The following is an 18,966-nucleotide window of genomic DNA, read 5'->3' as shown; positions in this document are numbered from 1 at the left end:
TTCACATGCATTGAATCCCTCTGCCCAAGGAAACGCCCATGCTGCGTCGGCTCAAACTGTTGGTGGCCCTGCTGACCCTAAGCCTGGCACTCGCCGGCTGCAACCGCGTGGGCCTGGCCTACCGCAACCTGGACGTGATCATCCCCTGGACCCTCAATGACTACCTGGACATGAACGCCGGGCAGAAGAGTTGGTTCAACGATAAGCTCAAGGAACACCTGGCCTGGCATTGCACCACGCAGTTGCCGGGTTATCTCGATTGGCTCGATCGCCTGCAACAGATGGTCGACGAAAACCAGGTCACCGATGCTGCATTGAAAACGCGCACCGCCGAAGCCGAACAGGCAATCGCTGAAGTCGCCCGCGAAATCACCCCCTCAGCCATCGAATTGCTCCAGGGACTGAATGATCAGCAGGTCAAAGAAATGAACGACGCCCTGGCCAAGGATCTGCGTAAACGCCAGGACGACTACCTTAAGCCGCCCCTCACCCAACAAATCAAGGACCGCGCCGAGCGCATGAACAAACGCCTGGACACCTGGATGGGCCCACTGAGCGTTAGCCAGCAAAATCGCGTCACCGCGTGGTCCGTCGCGCTGGGCGAACAGAATCAGGAATGGATCGGCAATCGCGCCCATTGGCAGGCGCAATTTATCGAAGCGGTGCAGCAACGCCACAGCGCCGAATTCCCACAGAAGATGCAGCAACTGCTGGTGGACCGCGAAAGCCTATGGACCCCGCAATATCGCGCGGCTTACGCCCAGACCGAAGCTGCGGCGCGCAGCCTGATTGTCGACGTGATGGCCGAAAGTACGCCGCAGCAACGCCTTAAACTCACGCAGAAAATCGACGGCGTACGCAGCGACTTCAAGGCACTCAAATGCCTCAAGGCCGCCGGGATTTAATGTGGGAGGGGCTGCCACCCACACTGGGTCCGCGCATACCCGTCAGGCAATCTGCGCTTTGGACGCCACTTCAGCGAAGGTTGCCGGGTCCAGTGCATCCGGCTGCTCATCCAGCACTTGGCGCGGGTGATCGTTGCCGGGAATGGAACTGTCGATCAGCGCCAGCAGTTGGGCACCCAATTGCGTCAAAATGAAGTTCTCACCATTTCCGCCCTCTGCCTCGGGGCGCGATTCAATAAAACCGCGCTTGAACAGCAGCGCTTCATAATCCGCTGCGGTCTTTTTCAGCGCATCCAGATTGCCGGTGTTCTCACCCGCCGTGGCCTTCTCGGCCGCTTCCTGCTCGGCGTATTTGCGCGGGGCAAAGCTGCCTTCGCCGTTCTGCACTTCGTGCAGCAGACGTTCGATTAGATCCCAGTTGTAAGTCGTCATCCTGATTCCTCCTGCAGGCCTAAGAAAAAGTAGCCCGTCAAAAGGTGTGACATGCCACACCTGCCACCGTTCAGCCCGCCAGACGGACGTCATTTCTCTGAACTTTCCAGACGTTCACCCCCTCAACCGCACATCATCACCAAGGAGGTACGTACCATGAACACCTTGAGAAACCTGGCCGTCGCCGCCGCCCTGCTCACGGCCCTGCCCGCCTGGGCCTGCACGCCCGAAGAGGCCACGGCGAAACGAGAGCAGTTGGCGACGGAAGTGACCAAGCTCACCGAGCAGAACCCCACCAAAGCCAAAGAGATGAACGACGAGTTGCAGAAGATGGACCTGGACACTGAAAGCGCGGAATTCCCTGACAAGTGCCAGCTGATCGACGCCCGCCTTAAAGAATTGAAAGAAGCTGCGGCAAAAGCCAAAAACTGAAGGCATAAAAAAACCGGACGATGTCCGGTTTTTTCACATCAGCGCTGGCTTATTCAGCAGCAGGTGCTTCGGGCTTGCGGCGTTTGAGCGGGGCCATGCCGTCTTTGCTGACCAACGACAGGTTATCGGTCTTCGGACGGTTGGCGATCTTGCGCTTGGTCGGCGACTTGGCGCCTGTCTTCTTCTTGTCGCCCTTGGCGTCAGTCTTTTTCTTCTTCACGCCAACAGCCTTGCCCGACGCCTTGACCTTCTTCGGCCCGGTGTAGGTGCCTTTGACTTCCTTGATGGTGCGGCGTTCGAACGACTGCTTGAGGTAGCGCTCGATGCTCGACATCAGGTTCCAGTCGCCATGGCAGATCAGCGAGATGGCCAGGCCATCGTTGCCGGCACGCCCGGTACGTCCGATACGGTGCACGTACTCGTCGCCGCTTCGTGGCATGTCGAAGTTGATCACCAGGTCCAGGCCATCAACGTCCAGGCCACGGGCAGCCACGTCGGTAGCCACCAGGATCTTCACGCCGCCCGCCTTGAGGCGATCGATGGCCAGCTTGCGGTCCTTCTGGTCTTTCTCGCCGTGCAGCACGAAAGCCTTGTATTCCTGGGCAACCAAGCGACCGTAGATGCGGTCGGCGGCAGCGCGGGTGTTGGTGAACACGATGGCCTTCTGGTAGGTCTCGTTGGCCAACAGCCAGTTGAGGATCTGTTCTTTGTGCACATTGTGGTCAGCGGTGACGATCTGCTGGCGCGTGGTGGCATTCAGGTCGCTGACATTGTTGACCTGCAAGTGCTCAGGGTTGTTCAGCACCTTGGCGACCATTTCGCGCAAGGTCGAGCCACCGGTAGTGGCGGAGAACAGCATGGTCTGCTGGCGATTGACACATTCGGCAACCAGACGCTGAACGTCGTCGGCAAAGCCCATGTCGAGCATGCGGTCGGCTTCGTCGAGCACCAGCACTTCGACTTCCTTGAGGTCGAGGTTGCCGGCGTTGAGTTGCTCGATCATACGGCCTGGGGTGCCGATCAAGATGTCCGGCACCTTGCGCAGCATGGCGGCCTGGACCTTGAAGTCTTCGCCGCCAGTAATAATGCCGGACTTGATGAAGGTGAACTGCGAGAAGCGCTCCACTTCCTTCAAAGTCTGCTGGGCGAGCTCACGGGTCGGCAGCAGGATCAGGGTCTTGATGCTCACGCGGACTTTGGCCGGGCCGATCAGACGATTCAGAACCGGCAAGACGAAAGCGGCGGTTTTGCCGCTGCCAGTTTGAGCCGTCACCCGCAGGTCACGCCCTTCGAGCGCGAGCGGGATGGCCGCTGCTTGCACAGGCGTAGGCTCGACAAATTTTAGCTCGGCCACGGCTTTGAGCAGGCGTTCGTGCAGGGCGAATTGGGAAAACACGGGTGCTACCTCGAAGAAATACAAAATATCAGCTGCATAGGGTAACGGTTTCGGGCGCCCAAACCGAGTTTCTTTACGCGAACGGTGCGAATCAGGTGCTTTTTTGTCAGGGCATTTGTCTACAACGTCAACTTTGTCGCACTTAGATGCTCTAATCGCGCCGTCTTGTCTTACAGAGGAATCGGTTTCACCCATGGATATCAAACAGCTTTGGCTCAACGTCCAAGACCTATGGGGCGCCCTCGACCAACACCCGGTGCTGCATGCCAGCCTTGGTTTTATGGTGTTGCTGGTGGTGGCCCTGCTGCTCGGACGGGTAGCGCGATACCTCACCCTGCACGCCGTCAAATTGCTCGGCCGCCAACCGTCGCTGCACTGGCTCAATGATCTGCGGCACAACAAAGTCTTCCACCGCCTGGCGCAAATGACGCCGTCCCTGGTGATCCAGTTCGGCCTGTACCTGGTGCCGGACTTGAGCAAAACCGCAATTCTGTTCATCGGCAACGTGGCACTGGCCATCTCCATCCTGTTCCTGGTCCTGGCCATGAGCGCCCTGCTCAATGCCCTGCTGGACATCTATGCCCGCACCGAACACGCACGCACCCGCTCAATCAAGGGTTACGTGCAGTTGGCGAAGATGGTGCTGTTCGTGTTCGGCGCGATCATCATCGTCGCCACCCTGATTGACCGCTCGCCGCTGTTGCTGCTGTCGGGTTTGGGTGCGATGTCGGCGGTGATTCTGTTGGTGTACAAGGACACGCTACTGTCGTTCGTCGCCAGCGTGCAGCTCACCAGCAACGACATGCTGCGGGTCGGTGACTGGATCGAAATGCCCCAGGTCGGCGCCGACGGCGACGTGGTGGACATCACTCTGCACACGGTCAAGGTGCAGAACTTCGACAAGACCATCGTCTCCATTCCTACCTGGCGCCTGATGTCCGAGTCGTTCAAGAACTGGCGCGGCATGCAAGCCTCCGGCGGGCGTCGGATCAAGCGCAGCCTGTTCATCGACGCCAGCGGCGTGCGTTTCCTGCGCGATGACGAAGAGGTGCGCATGACCCAGGTGCACCTGCTCACCGACTACATCGGGCGCAAGCAGGCAGAGCTCAAGGCCTGGAATGAAGCCCAAGGACACAGCGCACAACTGCTGGCCAACCGTCGCCGAATGACCAACCTCGGCACCTTCCGCGCCTATGCCCTGGCCTACCTGAAAAGCCATCCGGACATCCAGCCGAACATGACCTGCATGGTGCGCCAGATGCAAACCACGGCTCAGGGCGTGCCACTGGAGATCTACTGCTTCACCCGCACCACGGCGTGGGCCGATTACGAGCGCATCCAGGGGGACATCTTCGATTACCTGCTGGCGGTGTTGCCGGAGTTTGGACTGAGTCTGTACCAGCAACCGAGTGGCACCGATCTACGGGCAGGAATTCTGGCGCTGACACCCAGCCCCCAGAGCACGCCAGCCCTGCAGTGAGCCCGAAGCCGGCGAGGTGAAAATACGCGCCTCGCCGGCGCAATATCCCCCTAAGCGCCGGCAACTATGTGTAGCCGCTGCGACCGAATAATCAACTGACGCAAACAATAAAGAAAATTTCTCCTACGCCTTTAGTGATTTTCACTACTTGTGCGCACTATTTCTAATCTGTTTTTAAAAAAACCAACGCCTTAGCATTTGGCCATCAAACAACGCCAGATAAAGGCCATCCCTCATGTTATGGACAACTCAGCTTTCTGATAATGCGGCAGACTTTGTATTAACTTCGAATGCCGAAGCGTTGACCCACTATTGTGGTGCTAGTGCCTTTGCTCAACCTCGCGATTTTTATACCACTAGTCCCTATCAGCGACCTTCCAGGCCGCAGGACGTGACCGACTCGATCATCACCACCAGCCTGACCAGCGACCAACTTTCAGACAGTCAGCATTTGTTGGCACAACGCTTGTTATTGAATATCTACGAGCAAGACTTAGTCTTCCTGCCCAAGCCGCCATTAGAACTCGACTTAAAGGCGTTCAAACAGTTCTATGACCCCCAACATGCCGCCAGTGGCAAAAAGATCCGCCCGTTACTGGAACACTACTTATACAACTGGCTTAAGGAAGAAGTGCACATCAATGGTCCTTGGTGCCTGGACTCTTTTGTCGCCCACACCGATAAAGTCTTGGATGATGTAGCCCAAGCCGACTCCAAACTGCATGAGGTGCTGACCACCAGCCGCAACCCCCAGCGTGCCGCGCGTTTTTTCATGACCCAATGCGCAGGGGATTTCCTCAGTGAAGCCTCGGCCATGGCGCGCAATGTTCTGGGTAACTGCGGTGTGTACACCAGCGAGTTATTCAAGATCCTGATCGACGAGTATGGCTACGGCGTCGACAAAAAGAAGCACAGCACCATCTTTGAAGACATGCTCCAGGACATGGACATGTCACACCACGTGCACCATTACTGGCAGTTCTACACGCCGGCGTCGCTGTCGCTGACCAACTATTTCCACTATGTGTCGGCCAACCACGGCGAACTGTTCCGCTACATCGGCGCCATGTACTACACCGAAGCCACGCTGGCGCTGACGACCAAGCACCAGTCCCGTGCGATCAAGACCATCTTCGATGGCCAGGTCTCCACTGCCTACTTCGATGAGCATGCTCATATCGATGTGCACCACGGCAGAATGGCACTTCAGCGCCTGATCATTCCCATGATCAAGCAGTTCGGCACCAAGATCATCCCCGACCTTATCCGCGGCTTTGAAGAGTTCAAGCTCCTTCAGGACATCGCCGACGAAGAACTGTATGCCCATATCAAATGGCACGACGAGCTGGATGAACATCGCGCCAAGGCTTCGCAGCTTCAGGGCCAAAAGCCGGTGGACCTGCGAATCACCGAGGCTGAACACGAGCTCTCGGTGCTGCACACCCACCCCAATGACGAACTGTTCTGGGTCGAATCCGGCGAGCTGGAGTTTGTCGCCAGCCCCGAATTGACTGTGCGCCTCATCGCCGGCGAAGGCGTCGTGATTCCCAAGGGAATGCTCCATGGCACGCGCATCGTCAGTCCGTCCTGCACGTACACCGTCACCGCCATCTGAATGGGCCACCCAATGAAAGCCATCAGCCTGAATATCACCCACGCCCATTACGTGGCCGTGGAGGACAGAACCTATTTTCTGAAGCGTCACGCGTATTCGACGCAATTGCTGCCCACCTCGTGCCCCCATCGTGGCGGCCCACTGCACATGGGCGAAGTGACGGGCGACGGCCAAAGCGTGATCTGTCCCTGGCACGACAACGCCTACAAGGTCTGCAACCTGGAAAAGAAGGCGCTGCCCACCGTGCGCGTCAGAAACCAGATCAGCACCGTGGTCGGCGACACCGAACGGTGCGTGCCGCTACTTAAACTCTCCCGTTACGACGGATGAAGCCCATGAAGACTAATTCGACACTGACCGCGTTCTATTCAATCGTGACCCTCTTCACCGGCCTCGACATGGCGATTGTGATCGCGATGGTCTGGTTTGGCCTTGAGACCACCGGCTCGACATTCCTGGTAGGCGCCACCTTGTGTGTAGCGACCGTGGTGCCCTATTTATGTGAACAGTACGTCGGCAAGTTCTTCACGATTGAACTCAGCCTGAAACGGCTGCTGTACATACGCCTGGCTGCGTTCGCCGCCGTCCTGGGATTGTCGTTTACCCAGGCCGCCTTGCTGCCGATCGGCTTCCTGGCGATCGCGTTTGTGGTGGGCGTCACCGACTATTTCACCATCAGTACCCTGGAATCGAAAAACACCAAGCTGGTGCTGGCAGGCCTCACCGACAGCGATACCTGCGCGCGGTTGATGCAAACCTCCATCCAGATCGGTGCCTTCGGCGGTGCGCTCCTGGGCGGTTTGATCGTGGATGTGTTCTCGGTCAACGAGACGCTGCAAATCATCAGCCTGGCGGCGATTGTGTCACTGGCGGGCGTCTACCTGGTGGCCGACAGCCCCAGCGCACATGGCACCGATCAGACCGCAGCCTCCACCGCCGCCGCGCCGCTGGACCTGCCGCGCAACCTCTACATTCTGATCATTGTGTTGAGCATGATCGGCTTCCATATCGGCGCGTTCAACAGCCTGGTGCCTATCGTTTTTCAAAAGCTCAATGAGTGGAACGCCACCCTGTTTGGCGTCGCCAGTGGCCTGGCCGGCCTGGGGGCCTTCAGCGCCGCCGTGCTTCCGCGTATCAAGCTCAACAGCTATGGGGCCATCGCACTGGTGATTCTGGCGGACGTGGCAATCGTCTACTTCCAGAATCTCTACGTGATGATGGCCGCTGCGTTCCTGCTGGGCTTTTGCATCAACAGCCTGCGGATCCAACTGCGTAAAACCCTGATCGAATCGGCGCCCAACGACCGGGTAGCCGACGTCATCGCCGCGAAAAGCTCGCTCTACTACCTGCTGGTCAGTGGCTCGGCACCGATGATCCTGACGTTCTTTACCACCTCGGGCTTTCTCGGACTCGAAGGCGCACGGCTGTTGATGATCGTCTCCGCCGGCCTGTTGGCCACTGCCGTACTGGCGTGGAACCTGACCCCCGCAGCCTCGCCTGCCGCCACCACGGAATAAGGATTGCACGACGTGAAAACCGTACTGATTGTTGACCCATTCTCCACGGGCAAGCTCTATGCGCCCCTGCTCAACGCGCAAGGCATACGGTGCATCGCCGTGATCTCCACACGCGCCTTGCCCGAACACTTCACCAACGACCTGGTCGCTGAGAATTTCCATGAGGTGTATCACTGGGAAGAGAGCCTGCTGATCACCCTGGAAACGTTGTCTTTGAGCGCAGTAATCGCCGGTTGCGAAACCGCCATCTACCTCACGGACTACCTGACGGAGTTGCTCAGCATTCCGGGTAACAGCCGTATCACCAGCGACCTGCGGCGCAACAAATTCTCCATGCAGCAGGCGCTGAAAAAACACCAGTTGGCGCACATCGACTCGCACCTGTTGAGCTCGCCAAGCCGCATTGGCGAAGTGGTGGCCAAGCTGGAAGAGTCGGCCACCTATGTGGTCAAGCCGCTGAATTCGGCCGCCACCGAAGGCGTGGTGTTTGCCCAGGGCAAAGGCGAAGCAGAAACCGCGTTGAGAAACGCGGCCTGGCAGCAGAAGAATGACCTGGGTGAGGTCAACCTGGGGTTTATCGTGCAGTCGTTTATCGCGGGGCCGGAGTACGTGGTGGATATGGTCGCCTTCAACGGCACGTACATCATTGCCAGTGTCTGCAAGTACACCAAGATCCAGAAGAACGGCAGCATGTTTGTCTACGAAAGCCTGGACACGCTTGATCCCCAGGCTGCGCACCTGCAACCGCTGACCGATTACGCCCGCCAGGCAGCCGCGGCGCTCGGCGTGCGGGTCGGGCCGATTCATATGGAGATCATTTGGTCCGATGCCGGGCCGGTGATGATTGAAGCCGGAGGTCGCTTGCACGGCGGCATCGCGCCCCTTCTGTTTCAACAGGTCTATCACCCCGACTTGCTGTCGCTGTCGATCGACAGCTACCTCGGCCACCCACGCCCGCAAGCTGATGCAGCGAGCCAGATCAGCCATGGCCGGATCGGTTTCTTCTGCTCCGATGCACAACGCACCTTCGATCCTCCCTCTCCCCAGGCCCTCCAGAGTGCCCAGGCGGACGAGGCCTATTGCGGCCACCGGTACTTCATCGCTCCCGGTCATACCACGCCGGTCACAATCGACTTCGCCACCTGTCCGGGGCTGTTCTGGCTACAGAGTCCTTCGGCGCTGCAACTGGACACCAGTACCGCGAACCTTCGAAAACTACTCTGGGGCTAAGGTTATGCAAAGTCGCTTGATCATCAAAAAATCAGCCTGTGAGCTGGGCATCAATAATGCGTGCGCCGCGGTTATCGAAGACATCACCGTTTCAGACGACCAAAGCTTCGTCGGGGTGTTGCAGAGCAACCTGAACCACGTCGCATCCCGCCTCAATGAGCTGGACTCGAACATCGTGTATGAAGGGTTTGCCAAGCAGCTCAAAAAACTCGGCTACGAAAACACCGTCAGCGCCAACGAAAAGCTGCTGCGGCGTTTCATCGCCAAGGGCGTGTACCCCATCAACAACATCGTTGACGCCTATAACGCCGTCTCGATCCGCCACGGGGTCAGCATCGGTGTGCACACCTATCATCAGAAAGATGACATCTACGTGATGCGCTCGGACAAACCGAGGGTTCTACGCCCACTGTTCGCCAAGAAGGCCATCACCATTCCCGTTGGCGATATCGTCTATACCTGCGGGGATGTGCCGTTGGCGAGCATCGGCAAGGTTGACGCCGACGCCCATGACTTCCGGCTGACGAAGGACTCGTCAAGGCTTCTGGTGGTGATCCTGGGGCATGACGACACGTCGCTTCAATTCAACCAGGGCGTCATCGAAGAGCTGGTGGACACGCTTCGTCAGAAAATGCCGAACCTGAGCCATCACTTCCTTGAAACGGTTCGCGATCACGCCTGAAGCCACGCGTTGAAGAAACGGCCGGCGCCTAGCGCCAGGCCTTCAGCACGGGGTTGACCACGACTTCCTTCACATGCTCGATGTTCAGCAGGCTTTCCTTGAAGACCATCAGTTCTTCAAAGCTCCTGTAGCGAACGTCGAGCATCATGTCCACGTCGCCAAACAGTGAGTAGGCGTGCACCACTTGGCTGAACTGCTGGATCTTCGGAAACACCAGGTGGCAGTTGCTGCCATTGAGCGTCAGCATCAAGAACGCCGCTTGCAGGGTCTCATCGCCCTCGGCTACGTTGATGGTGAAGCCTAGGATGATGCCCTTTTCAATCAACTTCTGGACACGCGACTCCACCGCTGTTCGCGACTTATGAACTTGCCGCGCCAATTGCGCCAGGCTGACCCGGGAGTCGTCCTTCAAGGCTGCAATGATCAGTTCATCAATCTTGTCCACTCTGCCGCCCCCACACCGTTCTTTTCTATAACAGACTTTCATTGCCGCTCACGCATGCCTTGGGGCCATCACGTCGCAGACTTTACGCCAGGCGCAGGCTTTATGCCCAACCGACTGATCCACACCGCCCCGAGAATCACCAACCCACCCAACGCCAGGCGGCCCAGGGGTTCGTGTTGGTTCCAGATCAGCAGGTTCAGCAGCAACCCCACTGGTACATGCAGATTGTTCATCACCGCCAGCGTGCCGCCATGCACCAAACACGCGCCCTTGTTCCACCAGTACATGCCCAGCGCCGTGCTGACCAGCCCGAGGAACACCAACACACCCCATTGCAGCGGCGCTTGCGGGAGAAAGTCGGCCTTGGCGAACAGCAGGAACGCCGGCAACACCACCAGCAACGCACCGAGGTAGAAGTAACCGAAGCGCCGGTAGTGCGGCAGGTCACTCGGATAACGCGCTACCAGGTGTTTGTACATCACTTGCCCGGCAGCGTAGGTGAAGTTGGCCAGTTGCAGCAGCAGGAAGCCCATCAGGAAGTGAGGCGTGATCTGATCGAAACGAATCACCGCCGCCCCCGCCACTGCCACCAAGGCGGCGACCAGGGCCCACGGGTTGAAGCGCCGGTTAAGTGCATCTTCGATAAGCGTCACGTGCAACGGCGTGAGGATGGTGAACAGCAACACCTCCGGCACCGTGAGCACGCGAAAACTCAGGTACAGGCACACGTAGGTCACGCCAAACTGCAGCGCGCCGATCACCAGCATGCCTCGCATGAAGGCCGGCTCTACCGAGCGCCAGCGGGTCAGCGGGATAAATACCAGCCCGGCCAGCACGACGCGTACCAGCACGGCGAAGTAACTGTCGACATGACCGGCGAGGTATTCGCCGATCAGACTGAAGGAAAATGCCTGAATCAGGGTGACAACCAGTAGATAGCCCATGTGTGCCTCGCTTCGAATGGGCGCGACATTAAAGGTTTTCAGGGTTTGAAGAAACTCAGGGCAAAAAAACCCGACCTCGCTAAAGCGTCAGTCGGGCAGGAGCACTTAGGAGCAACAAGTGCAAAGGGAGGTTCGTACGCGTACTTGAAGGGTTTGCGTGGAGCGATATAAACACCGCGCGATTATCTGACGATTAAAGGATCAAGCGGCTCATGCCACGAGCTGCACCAGCAGGGCCTTGGCGTGGTTGATGCCCTTTTCCTGGAAGTCACCGCTCAGGTTCACCCCTTCGGCGTGAATAAAGGTGACGTCATGAATCCCGATAAACCCCATGACCTGGCGCAGGTAAGGTTCCTGGTGATCGGAGCTGGCGCCGGCGTGGATGCCGCCGCGCGCGGTAAGGACAATGGCACGCTTGCCGGTCAACAGACCCTGGGGGCCGGTGGGGGTGTACTTGAAGGTCACACCAGCGCGTAACACGTGATCCAGCCAGGCCTTGAGGGTGCTGGGGATGGCGAAGTTGTACATCGGCGCGGCCATCACCAGTACGTCGGCGGCGAGCAGTTCGTCGGTCAATTCGTTGGAGCGGTTAAGGGACACCTGCTCGCTGTCGTTGCGCTGATCCGCAGGTTTCATCCAGCCGCCAAGGAGGTTGGCGTCCAAGTGCGGCACCGGGTTGAGGGCCACGTCGCGCACGGTGATCTGGTCTGCCGGGTGGGCGGCCTGCCATTGGCTGATGAACTGCTGGGTCAGTTGACGGGAGATCGAGTCCTGTTGGCGGGCGCTGCTTTCGATGATCAGAACGTTGGACATGGCTTCGTAGGCTCCATCTGTAAATGCTGTAAGTCGATGGAGAAAAGATTAACCATGGCTCATTCGATAAAAAAGCGCAAAAAACTGCTATAACCCATCTAGAAATTTGTTGATATGCGGAGTATTCCTGTAGACATGCTCCGCTACCCCTTTATTTTGGCGCGCAGTCCAAGGCAATCCGCATCTTGATAATGGCGCGGTTGAACTTGACCGTGGTGTTGGTGCTTTTGCCTGCCGGCACCGAGACCGTGCGTCGGCGGGGTGCCTCCGGGCCATTGGTGAAGACTACCGAGCACAGGGCATCGTTGGTGCCGTAGTTGTTTAGTTGAATCGAACTGATGTCGCCGTCCACGTCTGAGGCGGTGTAGTCCACGCTCACGCCACTGATCTTTTTTGTCACGTCGATGGGGTACGCAAACGCGCTCATCGGCAGCAGGGCCAACAGCACATAACAAAATTTTCTCATTCGGCAGTCTCCAATAAGGACCGCCAGCTTAGGACAAGAGGAACCTATCTTGAAAGCGCCCCGCGTTACCCTCGATCAATGGCGCACGCTGCAAGCCGTGGTCGACCATGGCGGCTTCGCCCAGGCGGCCGAAGCGCTGCACCGTTCGCAGTCTTCGGTGAGCTACACCGTGGCCCGTATGCAAGACCAGCTTGGCGTGCCGCTGCTGCGCATCGACGGACGCAAAGCCGTGCTCACTGACGCCGGTGAAGTGCTGTTGCGCCGCTCCCGGCAACTGGTGAAAAACGCCAGTCAGCTGGAAGACCTCGCCCACCATATGGAACAGGGCTGGGAAGCCGAAGTGCGGCTGGTCGTGGACGCTGCCTACCCCAACGCCCGCCTGGTGCGCGCTCTCACGGCCTTTATGCCGCAAAGCCGTGGTTGCCGCGTGCGCCTGCGTGAAGAGGTGTTGTCCGGTGTTGAAGAGTTGTTGATCGAAGGCGTGGCCGACCTGGCGATCTGCGGCTTCAGCATCCCCGGTTACCTGGGCACGGAAATGAGCGACGTGGAATTCGTCGCCGTGGCCCACCCCGAGCATCCGCTGCACCGTATGAATCGCGAGCTGAGCTTCCAGGACTTGGAAAGCCAGATGCAAGTGGTGATCCGCGACTCCGGCCGCCAGCAGCCACGGGATGTGGGCTGGCTCGGCGCCGAACAACGCTGGACCGTCGGCAGCCTGGCCACCGCGGCCGCCTTTGTCGGCAGCGGCCTGGGCTTCGCCTGGCTGCCGCGGCACATGATCGAACGCGAACTCGCCGAGGGCGTGCTCAAGCAACTACCCTTGGAACAGGGCGGCAGCCGTCACCCCGCGTTCTACCTGTACTCGAACAAGGACAAACCCCTGGGGCCAGCGACGCAGATTCTCGTGGAGTTACTGCGCACGTTTGACACGGCGCCCCTGGACGCACCTTTCGCCGCCCCCCAACAAGCCTGAAACGGAGTTCATCCATGGCCTGGTTCGACCACGAAGGATGCAGCCTGCACTACGAGGAATACGGCCACGGTACACCGCTGGTGCTGATCCACGGCCTGGGCTCCAGCAGCCAGGATTGGGAATTGCAGATTCCGGTACTGTCCAGGCACTACCGGGTGATCGTGGTGGACGTACGCGGTCATGGTCGCTCAGACAAACCGCGTGAGCGTTACAGCATCCCAGGGTTCACCCATGACGTGGTGGCGCTGTTCGAGCACCTGAACCTGCCTGCCGCTCATGTGGTGGGCCTGTCCATGGGCGGCATGATCGCTTTCCAGTTAGCCGTGGATGAACCTACGTTGGTCAGAAGCCTGTGCATCGTCAACAGCGCACCCGAGGTCAAGGTGCGCAGTGCCGATGACTATTGGCAGTGGGCCAAGCGCTGGACGCTGGCCCGCGTGCTCAGCCTGGCCACCATCGGCAAGGCCCTCGGCGACCGGCTGTTCCCCAAACCCGCGCAGACCGACCTGCGCCGCAAGATGGCCGAACGCTGGGCAAAAAACGACAAACGTGCTTATCTCGCCAGCTTCGATGCGATTGTGGGCTGGGGCGTGCAGGAACGACTTTCGAGGATTACCTGTCCAACCCTGGTCATCAGCGCCGACCACGACTACACCCCCGTGGCCCAGAAAGAAAACTATGTAAAACTGCTGCCCGATGCGCGGCTGGTGGTGATCAAGGATTCCCGCCACGCCACGCCCTTGGACCAACCCGAAGTCTTTAATACCACCCTGCTCGATTTTCTAGAGACAGTCGAAACCACTACCCAGGATCACTGACCCATGCTGAAAAAAATCGCCTTCTTTGCCGGTTCCGTTCTGTTCGCTGCCAACCTGATGGCGGCCGAACCCGCCAAGGCGCCACACGTATTGATCTCCACCACCAACGGCGACATTGAAATCGAATTGGACCCGGTCAAGGCGCCGATCAGTACCAAGAACTTCCTGGCCTATGTCGACAAGGGTTTCTACACCAACACGATTTTCCACCGTGTGATCCCGGGCTTCATGGTCCAGGGTGGCGGTTTTACCCAGTCGATGTCGCAAAAGCCGACCGAAGCACCGATCAAGAACGAAGCCAGCAACGGCCTGCATAACGTGCGTGGCACCTTGTCCATGGCGCGCACCAATGACCCGAACTCGGCGACCAGCCAGTTCTTCATCAACGTGGCTGACAACGCCTTCCTCGATCCGGGTCGCGATGCCGGTTATGCCGTGTTCGCCAAAGTGGTCAAGGGCATGGACGTGGTTGATGTGATCGTCAACTCGCAAACCACTACCAAGCAGGGCATGCAGAACGTGCCAATCGATCCTGTGTACATCAAGTCGGCCAAGCGCATCGACTGAGGTAGCAGGTAGTTCCGCGCGCGGCCCACAAGGCGGCGCGCGCATTTGAAAGGAGAGCCCGCACAGCGGGCGTCATACTCAATGCTCTATCGTCGTTTTGAACAACTGATCGATATTTTCCGCGACGCACCCAGCGAAGCCCCTCCCGATAAAGTCCTGCCCTTCTACCTCTACTACCTGCGCCAGGTGTGGCCGCACTTTGCCGCCTTGCTGGTAGTGGGACTGATCGGTGCGCTGATCGAAGTCGCGCTGTTCAGCTACCTGAGCCGAATCATCGACCTCGCCCAAGGCACCCCGCCCGCTGACTTCTTCCAGGTCCACAGCACCGAGCTGATCTGGATGGCCGTGGTCGCCCTGTTGCTGCGCCCGATCTTCGGCGCACTGCATGACTTGCTGGTGCATCAGACCATCAGCCCCGGGATGACCAGCCTGATTCGCTGGCAGAACCACAGCTATGTGCTCAAACAGAGCCTCAACTTCTTCCAGAATGACTTCGCCGGTCGTATCGCCCAACGCATCATGCAGACCGGCAACTCCCTGCGCGACTCCGCCGTGGCGGCGGTGGATGCGATCTGGCACGTGGCGATCTACGCCATCAGTTCGCTGGTGCTGTTCGCTGAGGCCGACTGGCGCCTGATGATCCCGCTGGTGACCTGGATCATCGCCTACAGCCTGGCACTGCGTTACTTCGTGCCACGGGTGAAGGAGCGCTCGGTGATTTCCTCCGAGGCGCGCTCCAAACTGATGGGCCGCATCGTCGACGGTTACACCAACATCACCACCTTGAAGCTGTTCGCACACACCCAATCCGAACAGGAGTACGCCAAGGAAGCGATCATCGAGCAGACCGAAAAAACCCAGTTGGCCAGCCGCGTGGTGACCAGCATGGACATCGTGATCACCACCATGAACGGCCTGCTGATTGTCACCACCACCGGCCTCGCCCTGTGGCTATGGACCCAGTCGCTGATTTCCGTGGGCGCGATTGCCCTGGCCACCGGTCTGGTGATCCGCATCGTCAACATGTCCGGCTGGATCATGTGGGTGGTCAACGGCATCTTCGAAAACATCGGCATGGTGCAGGACGGTCTCAAGACCATCGCTCAGCCATTGGCGGTGATTGACCGCGACAACGCGCCCCGCCTGACAGTGCCCCGCGGCGAAGTACGCTTTGAGCAGGTGGATTTCCACTACGGCAAACAGAGCGGGATCATTGGCGGCCTGAACCTTGAGATCAAGGCCGGTGAAAAGATCGGCCTGATCGGCCCGTCCGGGGCGGGTAAATCGACCCTGGTCAACCTGCTGCTGCGTCTGTACGACCTGCAAGGCGGGCGCATCCTGATCGATGGCCAGAACATAGCCGAGGTCGCCCAGGAATCCCTGCGCGCCCAAATCGGCATGATCACGCAGGACACCTCGCTGCTGCACCGTTCGATCCGCGACAACCTGCTGTACGGCAAGCCCGACGCCACCGACGAAGAGCTCTGGGCCGCCGTGCACAAGGCTCGCGCCGATGAGTTCATCCCACTGCTGTCAGACTCCGAAGGCCGCACCGGGCTGGATGCACACGTGGGCGAACGCGGGGTGAAACTCTCCGGTGGCCAACGTCAGCGTATTGCCATCGCACGCGTGCTTCTCAAAGATGCGCCGATCCTGATCATGGACGAAGCCACTTCGGCCCTGGACTCGGAAGTGGAAGCGGCGATTCAGGAAAGCCTGGAAACCCTGATGAAAGGCAAGACCGTGATTGCGATTGCACACCGCTTGTCTACGATTGCGCGGATGGATCGCTTGGTGGTGCTGGAGAAAGGCCAGATTGCCGAAAGCGGCAGCCATGCCGAGTTGCTGGCCCATAAGGGCTTGTATGCGCGGTTGTGGCAGCACCAGACGGGCGGGTTTGTCGGAATCGACTGAGGATTTCAATCCTATACACCGTTCAAAATGTGGGAGGGGGCTTGCCCCCGATGAGGGTGTGTCAGTTGCTGCATCGGTGACTGACACACGGCTATCGGGGGCAAGCCCTCTCCGACATTTGCTCACAGCCATTCAGTAGCCAGCCACTCAGTAGAATGTGCAGTTCGCGCCAACGCCCACAGCCCTTTGGCGCTTTTTCATCGCCTGGATTTGTGTAAAAACCGTGCTGTACTGAGTGCAGTGCCCAGACGGGCGCTGAAGTAAATCTGCAGGGAGCATCATTGATTTACTGATTCGGTAGAGTGATCTATCAAGGACGTGCTGCATGTCTTTGTTCAAGCGTTCAGTCACAGAGGGGCTGGGTACGTTTTGGCTGGTGTTAGGCGGTTGCGGGAGTGCGGTGTTGGCCGCCGCGTTTCCTGCTGTCGGGATCGGGTTGTTGGGCGTGTCCCTGGCGTTCGGGCTCACGGTGCTGACCATGGCGTTTGCCATTGGGCATATCAGCGGTTGTCACCTCAACCCGGCGGTATCGGTGGGGCTGGTAGTGGGCGGGAGGTTTCCGGCCAGGGAGTTACCGGCGTACATCGTGGCCCAAGTCATTGGCGGGGTAGTCGCCGCCGCATTGTTGTACTTCATCGCCAGCGGCAAGCCTGGCTTTGAACTGGCCGGCGGGCTGGCCTCCAACGGCTATGGCGAGCATTCGCCGGGCGGTTATTCGATGGCGGCGGGGTTGGTGTGCGAGCTGGTGATGACGGCCATGTTCGTGCTGATCATCCTCGGCGCCACCGACCACCGCGCCCCGAAGGGCCTCGCGCCCATCGCCATTGGCCTGGCGCTCACCTTGATCCACTTGATCTCCATCCCTGTCACCAACACCTCAGTCAACCCGGCTCGCAGTACCGGGCCGGCACTGATCGTGGGCGGGTGGGCGATCCAGCAATTGTGGATGTTCTGGCTCGCGCCGATCCTCGGTGCGGTCATCGGCGGTGTTACCTATCGACGGCTGGGCAGGGAGGACTCAGCCTGAAACCAGCGGGGGTCAGCCCTGCCGATAAGGCAGGGCCGCCCTCGCCTCTTCGGCATACGCCAGAATCCCTACCCGCTCACGCTCAAGAAAATCCTCCACGGCATTCTTCAACCCTGGATGGCGCAGGTAATGCCAGGAGTGGGTGATCACCGGCTCAAACCCGCGAATCAATTTATGCTCGCCCTGGGCGCCAGCGTCGAAGCGTTGCACGCCGTGGGCAATGGCGTAGTCCATGCCCTGGTAGAAACAGGTTTCGAAATGCAGGCGGTCGAACTCCGCCAGGCAACCCCAGTAGCGGCCGTAGAAGCTGTCACCGCCGATCAGGCTGAAGGCCATGGCCACCGGCCGCGCGCCTTGTTTGGCCAGCACCACCCGGATTGCCTCGGGCATACGTTCGGCCAGCAGGCTGAAAAACGCGCGGGTCAGGTAGGGCGATTGGCGGCGCACCGCGTAGGTGTTGGCGTAGCAGGCGTAGACAAAATCCCACTGCGCCTCGCTCAACTCATGGCCTTGCAACCATTCGAAGTCGATACCCTGCCCCGCCACCTGCTCACGCTCTTTGCGCATCTGCTTGCGCTTGCGTGAACTCAGGGCGTCGAGGAAATCCTGGAAGTCACGGTAGCCACGGTTCTGCCAATGAAACTGGCAGCCCAGGCGCTGCATCCAGCCCGGTTGCAGGGCTAAGGCCTCATCGGCCAAGGCATCGGTAAAGTTGATATGCGCACTGGAGAGCCCTTCGATTTCCAGGTAGCCCGGCAGGCTGTTGAGCAATTCGAAACCGTCCTGTGCGTTGGCCGCCAACAGGCGCGGGCCACTGACCGGACTGAACGGTACAGCTGTCAGCAATTTGGGGTAGTACTCGATACCGGCCCGCTCGCAGGCATCGGCCCAGCCGTGATCGAACACGTATTCGCCATAAGAATGCCACTTGCGATAACCCGGCAGTGCCGCCACCAGCCGATCACCTTCCCAGTGCAGTAAATGCTCCGGCTGCCAGCCGGAGTGCGGGCCGACGCTGCCGCTGTCTTCGAGGGCGCTCAGGAACGCGTGCCGCACGAACGGTTGGGCCTGAGGCACCAAGGCATCCCAGGTCTGCGGGGCTATTTCGGACAAGCTTTGCAGGCGTTGCAACGGCATCGGCATCCTCACTACATCAGGGCGTAAAAGCTTCGCGAGTATCGCTTATCGCTAGGTTTCACACACCCTCAAATCGCCCGACAAGGCTCTAAAACAATAGTTCCGAAGCAAATGAATTTGTCACACAGATGACATCACTTCGCCACTGCTGCGTCATAAACCATCGCGATACT

At 59.1% G+C, this 18,966-nt stretch carries 20 protein-coding genes; 13 read left to right on the top strand and 7 right to left on the bottom strand.

The features are described 5' to 3' along the window. Positions 1–38 precede the first annotated feature (38 nt). A complete protein-coding gene (locus tag AB4N82_RS17915; protein WP_122764560.1) occupies positions 39–905 on the top strand; it encodes a DUF6279 family lipoprotein in 867 nt (288 codons plus the stop codon). A 42-nt stretch (positions 906–947) separates the two neighbouring features. On the opposite strand, the gene AB4N82_RS17910 is transcribed toward AB4N82_RS17915, so the two are convergent. Further along, positions 948–1,337, bottom strand: coding sequence for a hypothetical protein (locus tag AB4N82_RS17910; RefSeq protein WP_032887737.1), 390 nt, complete (start codon positions 1,335–1,337; stop codon positions 948–950). A 156-nt stretch (positions 1,338–1,493) separates the two neighbouring features. On the opposite strand from AB4N82_RS17910, the gene AB4N82_RS17905 reads away from it, so the two are divergent. Then, positions 1,494–1,769 (top strand): hypothetical protein, encoded by a 276-nt coding sequence (locus AB4N82_RS17905; RefSeq protein ID WP_122754460.1) that lies wholly within the window; start codon positions 1,494–1,496, stop codon positions 1,767–1,769. Positions 1,770–1,818: 49 nt separating this feature from the next. Here AB4N82_RS17905 and AB4N82_RS17900 read toward each other — a convergent pair whose 3' ends face one another. After that, positions 1,819–3,165, bottom strand: a complete 1,347-nt coding sequence (locus AB4N82_RS17900) for a DEAD/DEAH box helicase (RefSeq protein ID WP_017735367.1) — start codon at positions 3,163–3,165, stop codon at positions 1,819–1,821. Positions 3,166–3,358: 193 nt separating this feature from the next. On the opposite strand from AB4N82_RS17900, the gene AB4N82_RS17895 reads away from it, so the two are divergent. From AB4N82_RS17895 to AB4N82_RS17870, 6 genes are all read left to right on the top strand, one after another. Further along, positions 3,359–4,645, top strand: a complete 1,287-nt coding sequence (locus AB4N82_RS17895; RefSeq protein WP_032887734.1) for a mechanosensitive ion channel family protein — start codon at positions 3,359–3,361, stop codon at positions 4,643–4,645. 391 nt (positions 4,646–5,036) lie between these two features. Next, the gene (locus tag AB4N82_RS17890) at positions 5,037–6,260 is read left to right on the top strand and encodes an iron-containing redox enzyme family protein (RefSeq protein ID WP_241089592.1); all 1,224 of its coding nucleotides are present in this window, start codon (positions 5,037–5,039) and stop codon (positions 6,258–6,260) included. Positions 6,261–6,272: 12 nt separating this feature from the next. After that, the gene (locus tag AB4N82_RS17885) at positions 6,273–6,590 is read left to right on the top strand and encodes a Rieske 2Fe-2S domain-containing protein (RefSeq protein ID WP_032887730.1); all 318 of its coding nucleotides are present in this window, start codon (positions 6,273–6,275) and stop codon (positions 6,588–6,590) included. Between the two features lie 5 nt (positions 6,591–6,595). Then, a complete protein-coding gene (locus tag AB4N82_RS17880) occupies positions 6,596–7,777 on the top strand; it encodes an MFS transporter (RefSeq protein ID WP_122764559.1) in 1,182 nt (393 codons plus the stop codon). 12 nt (positions 7,778–7,789) lie between these two features. Further along, positions 7,790–9,007: an ATP-grasp domain-containing protein gene (locus tag AB4N82_RS17875; protein WP_032887726.1), complete on the top strand. Its 1,218-nt coding sequence runs from the start codon at positions 7,790–7,792 to the stop codon at positions 9,005–9,007. Between the two features lie 4 nt (positions 9,008–9,011). Then, positions 9,012–9,689, top strand: coding sequence for a phenylalanine--tRNA ligase beta subunit-related protein (locus AB4N82_RS17870; RefSeq protein WP_032887724.1), 678 nt, complete (start codon positions 9,012–9,014; stop codon positions 9,687–9,689). Between the two features lie 28 nt (positions 9,690–9,717). Here AB4N82_RS17870 and AB4N82_RS17865 read toward each other — a convergent pair whose 3' ends face one another. The 4 genes from AB4N82_RS17865 to AB4N82_RS17850 form a co-directional block, all read right to left on the bottom strand. Further along, on the bottom strand, positions 9,718–10,134 hold the full coding sequence (locus tag AB4N82_RS17865) for an Lrp/AsnC family transcriptional regulator (protein ID WP_032887722.1): 417 nt from the start codon (positions 10,132–10,134) through the stop codon (positions 9,718–9,720). A 68-nt stretch (positions 10,135–10,202) separates the two neighbouring features. Next, positions 10,203–11,078, bottom strand: a complete 876-nt coding sequence (locus AB4N82_RS17860; protein ID WP_032887720.1) for a carboxylate/amino acid/amine transporter — start codon at positions 11,076–11,078, stop codon at positions 10,203–10,205. Between the two features lie 210 nt (positions 11,079–11,288). Then, entirely contained in the window at positions 11,289–11,891 is a 603-nt protein-coding gene (locus AB4N82_RS17855) for an FMN-dependent NADH-azoreductase (RefSeq protein WP_032887718.1), read from the bottom strand. Between the two features lie 151 nt (positions 11,892–12,042). Then, entirely contained in the window at positions 12,043–12,357 is a 315-nt protein-coding gene (locus tag AB4N82_RS17850; RefSeq protein WP_032887716.1) for a hypothetical protein, read from the bottom strand. Positions 12,358–12,406: 49 nt separating this feature from the next. Between AB4N82_RS17850 and AB4N82_RS17845 the strand changes: the two genes are divergently transcribed. From AB4N82_RS17845 to aqpZ, 5 genes are all read left to right on the top strand, one after another. Next, positions 12,407–13,330, top strand: a complete 924-nt coding sequence (locus tag AB4N82_RS17845; RefSeq protein ID WP_032887714.1) for a LysR family transcriptional regulator — start codon at positions 12,407–12,409, stop codon at positions 13,328–13,330. 14 nt (positions 13,331–13,344) lie between these two features. Beyond that, positions 13,345–14,148: an alpha/beta fold hydrolase gene (locus AB4N82_RS17840; protein WP_095185394.1), complete on the top strand. Its 804-nt coding sequence runs from the start codon at positions 13,345–13,347 to the stop codon at positions 14,146–14,148. A 3-nt stretch (positions 14,149–14,151) separates the two neighbouring features. After that, entirely contained in the window at positions 14,152–14,715 is a 564-nt protein-coding gene (locus AB4N82_RS17835) for a peptidylprolyl isomerase (protein ID WP_032887711.1), read from the top strand. 81 nt (positions 14,716–14,796) lie between these two features. Then, a complete protein-coding gene (locus AB4N82_RS17830) occupies positions 14,797–16,629 on the top strand; it encodes an ABC transporter ATP-binding protein (RefSeq protein WP_095185393.1) in 1,833 nt (610 codons plus the stop codon). A gap of 325 nt (positions 16,630–16,954) precedes the next feature. Continuing rightward, a complete protein-coding gene (gene aqpZ / locus AB4N82_RS17825; RefSeq protein WP_122764558.1) occupies positions 16,955–17,656 on the top strand; it encodes an aquaporin Z in 702 nt (233 codons plus the stop codon). Positions 17,657–17,668: 12 nt separating this feature from the next. Here the strand turns inward: aqpZ and AB4N82_RS17820 are convergent, their stop codons facing one another. Continuing rightward, entirely contained in the window at positions 17,669–18,793 is a 1,125-nt protein-coding gene (locus tag AB4N82_RS17820) for a GNAT family N-acetyltransferase (protein WP_032887706.1), read from the bottom strand. Positions 18,794–18,966 lie beyond the last annotated feature (173 nt).

This window comes from Pseudomonas sp. H1_D04, from assembly GCF_054683855.1.
Note: the sequence above shows the minus strand (reverse complement) of the source record. Positions and strands in the feature narration are given on the sequence as shown.

Coding starts and splice junctions, on each gene's coding strand:
- AB4N82_RS17850 (WP_032887716.1), bottom strand. CDS start 12,357: ATGAGAAAATTTTGTTATGTGCTGTTGGCCCTGCTGCCGATGAGCGCG.
- AB4N82_RS17830 (WP_095185393.1), top strand. CDS start 14,797: ATGCTCTATCGTCGTTTTGAACAACTGATCGATATTTTCCGCGACGCA.
- AB4N82_RS17820 (WP_032887706.1), bottom strand. CDS start 18,793: ATGCCGTTGCAACGCCTGCAAAGCTTGTCCGAAATAGCCCCGCAGACC.
- AB4N82_RS17855 (WP_032887718.1), bottom strand. CDS start 11,891: ATGTCCAACGTTCTGATCATCGAAAGCAGCGCCCGCCAACAGGACTCG.
- AB4N82_RS17860 (WP_032887720.1), bottom strand. CDS start 11,078: ATGGGCTATCTACTGGTTGTCACCCTGATTCAGGCATTTTCCTTCAGT.
- AB4N82_RS17915 (WP_122764560.1), top strand. CDS start 39: ATGCTGCGTCGGCTCAAACTGTTGGTGGCCCTGCTGACCCTAAGCCTG.
- AB4N82_RS17910 (WP_032887737.1), bottom strand. CDS start 1,337: ATGACGACTTACAACTGGGATCTAATCGAACGTCTGCTGCACGAAGTG.
- AB4N82_RS17885 (WP_032887730.1), top strand. CDS start 6,273: ATGAAAGCCATCAGCCTGAATATCACCCACGCCCATTACGTGGCCGTG.
- AB4N82_RS17895 (WP_032887734.1), top strand. CDS start 3,359: ATGGATATCAAACAGCTTTGGCTCAACGTCCAAGACCTATGGGGCGCC.
- AB4N82_RS17840 (WP_095185394.1), top strand. CDS start 13,345: ATGGCCTGGTTCGACCACGAAGGATGCAGCCTGCACTACGAGGAATAC.
- AB4N82_RS17880 (WP_122764559.1), top strand. CDS start 6,596: ATGAAGACTAATTCGACACTGACCGCGTTCTATTCAATCGTGACCCTC.
- AB4N82_RS17905 (WP_122754460.1), top strand. CDS start 1,494: ATGAACACCTTGAGAAACCTGGCCGTCGCCGCCGCCCTGCTCACGGCC.
- AB4N82_RS17870 (WP_032887724.1), top strand. CDS start 9,012: ATGCAAAGTCGCTTGATCATCAAAAAATCAGCCTGTGAGCTGGGCATC.
- AB4N82_RS17835 (WP_032887711.1), top strand. CDS start 14,152: ATGCTGAAAAAAATCGCCTTCTTTGCCGGTTCCGTTCTGTTCGCTGCC.
- aqpZ (WP_122764558.1), top strand. CDS start 16,955: ATGTCTTTGTTCAAGCGTTCAGTCACAGAGGGGCTGGGTACGTTTTGG.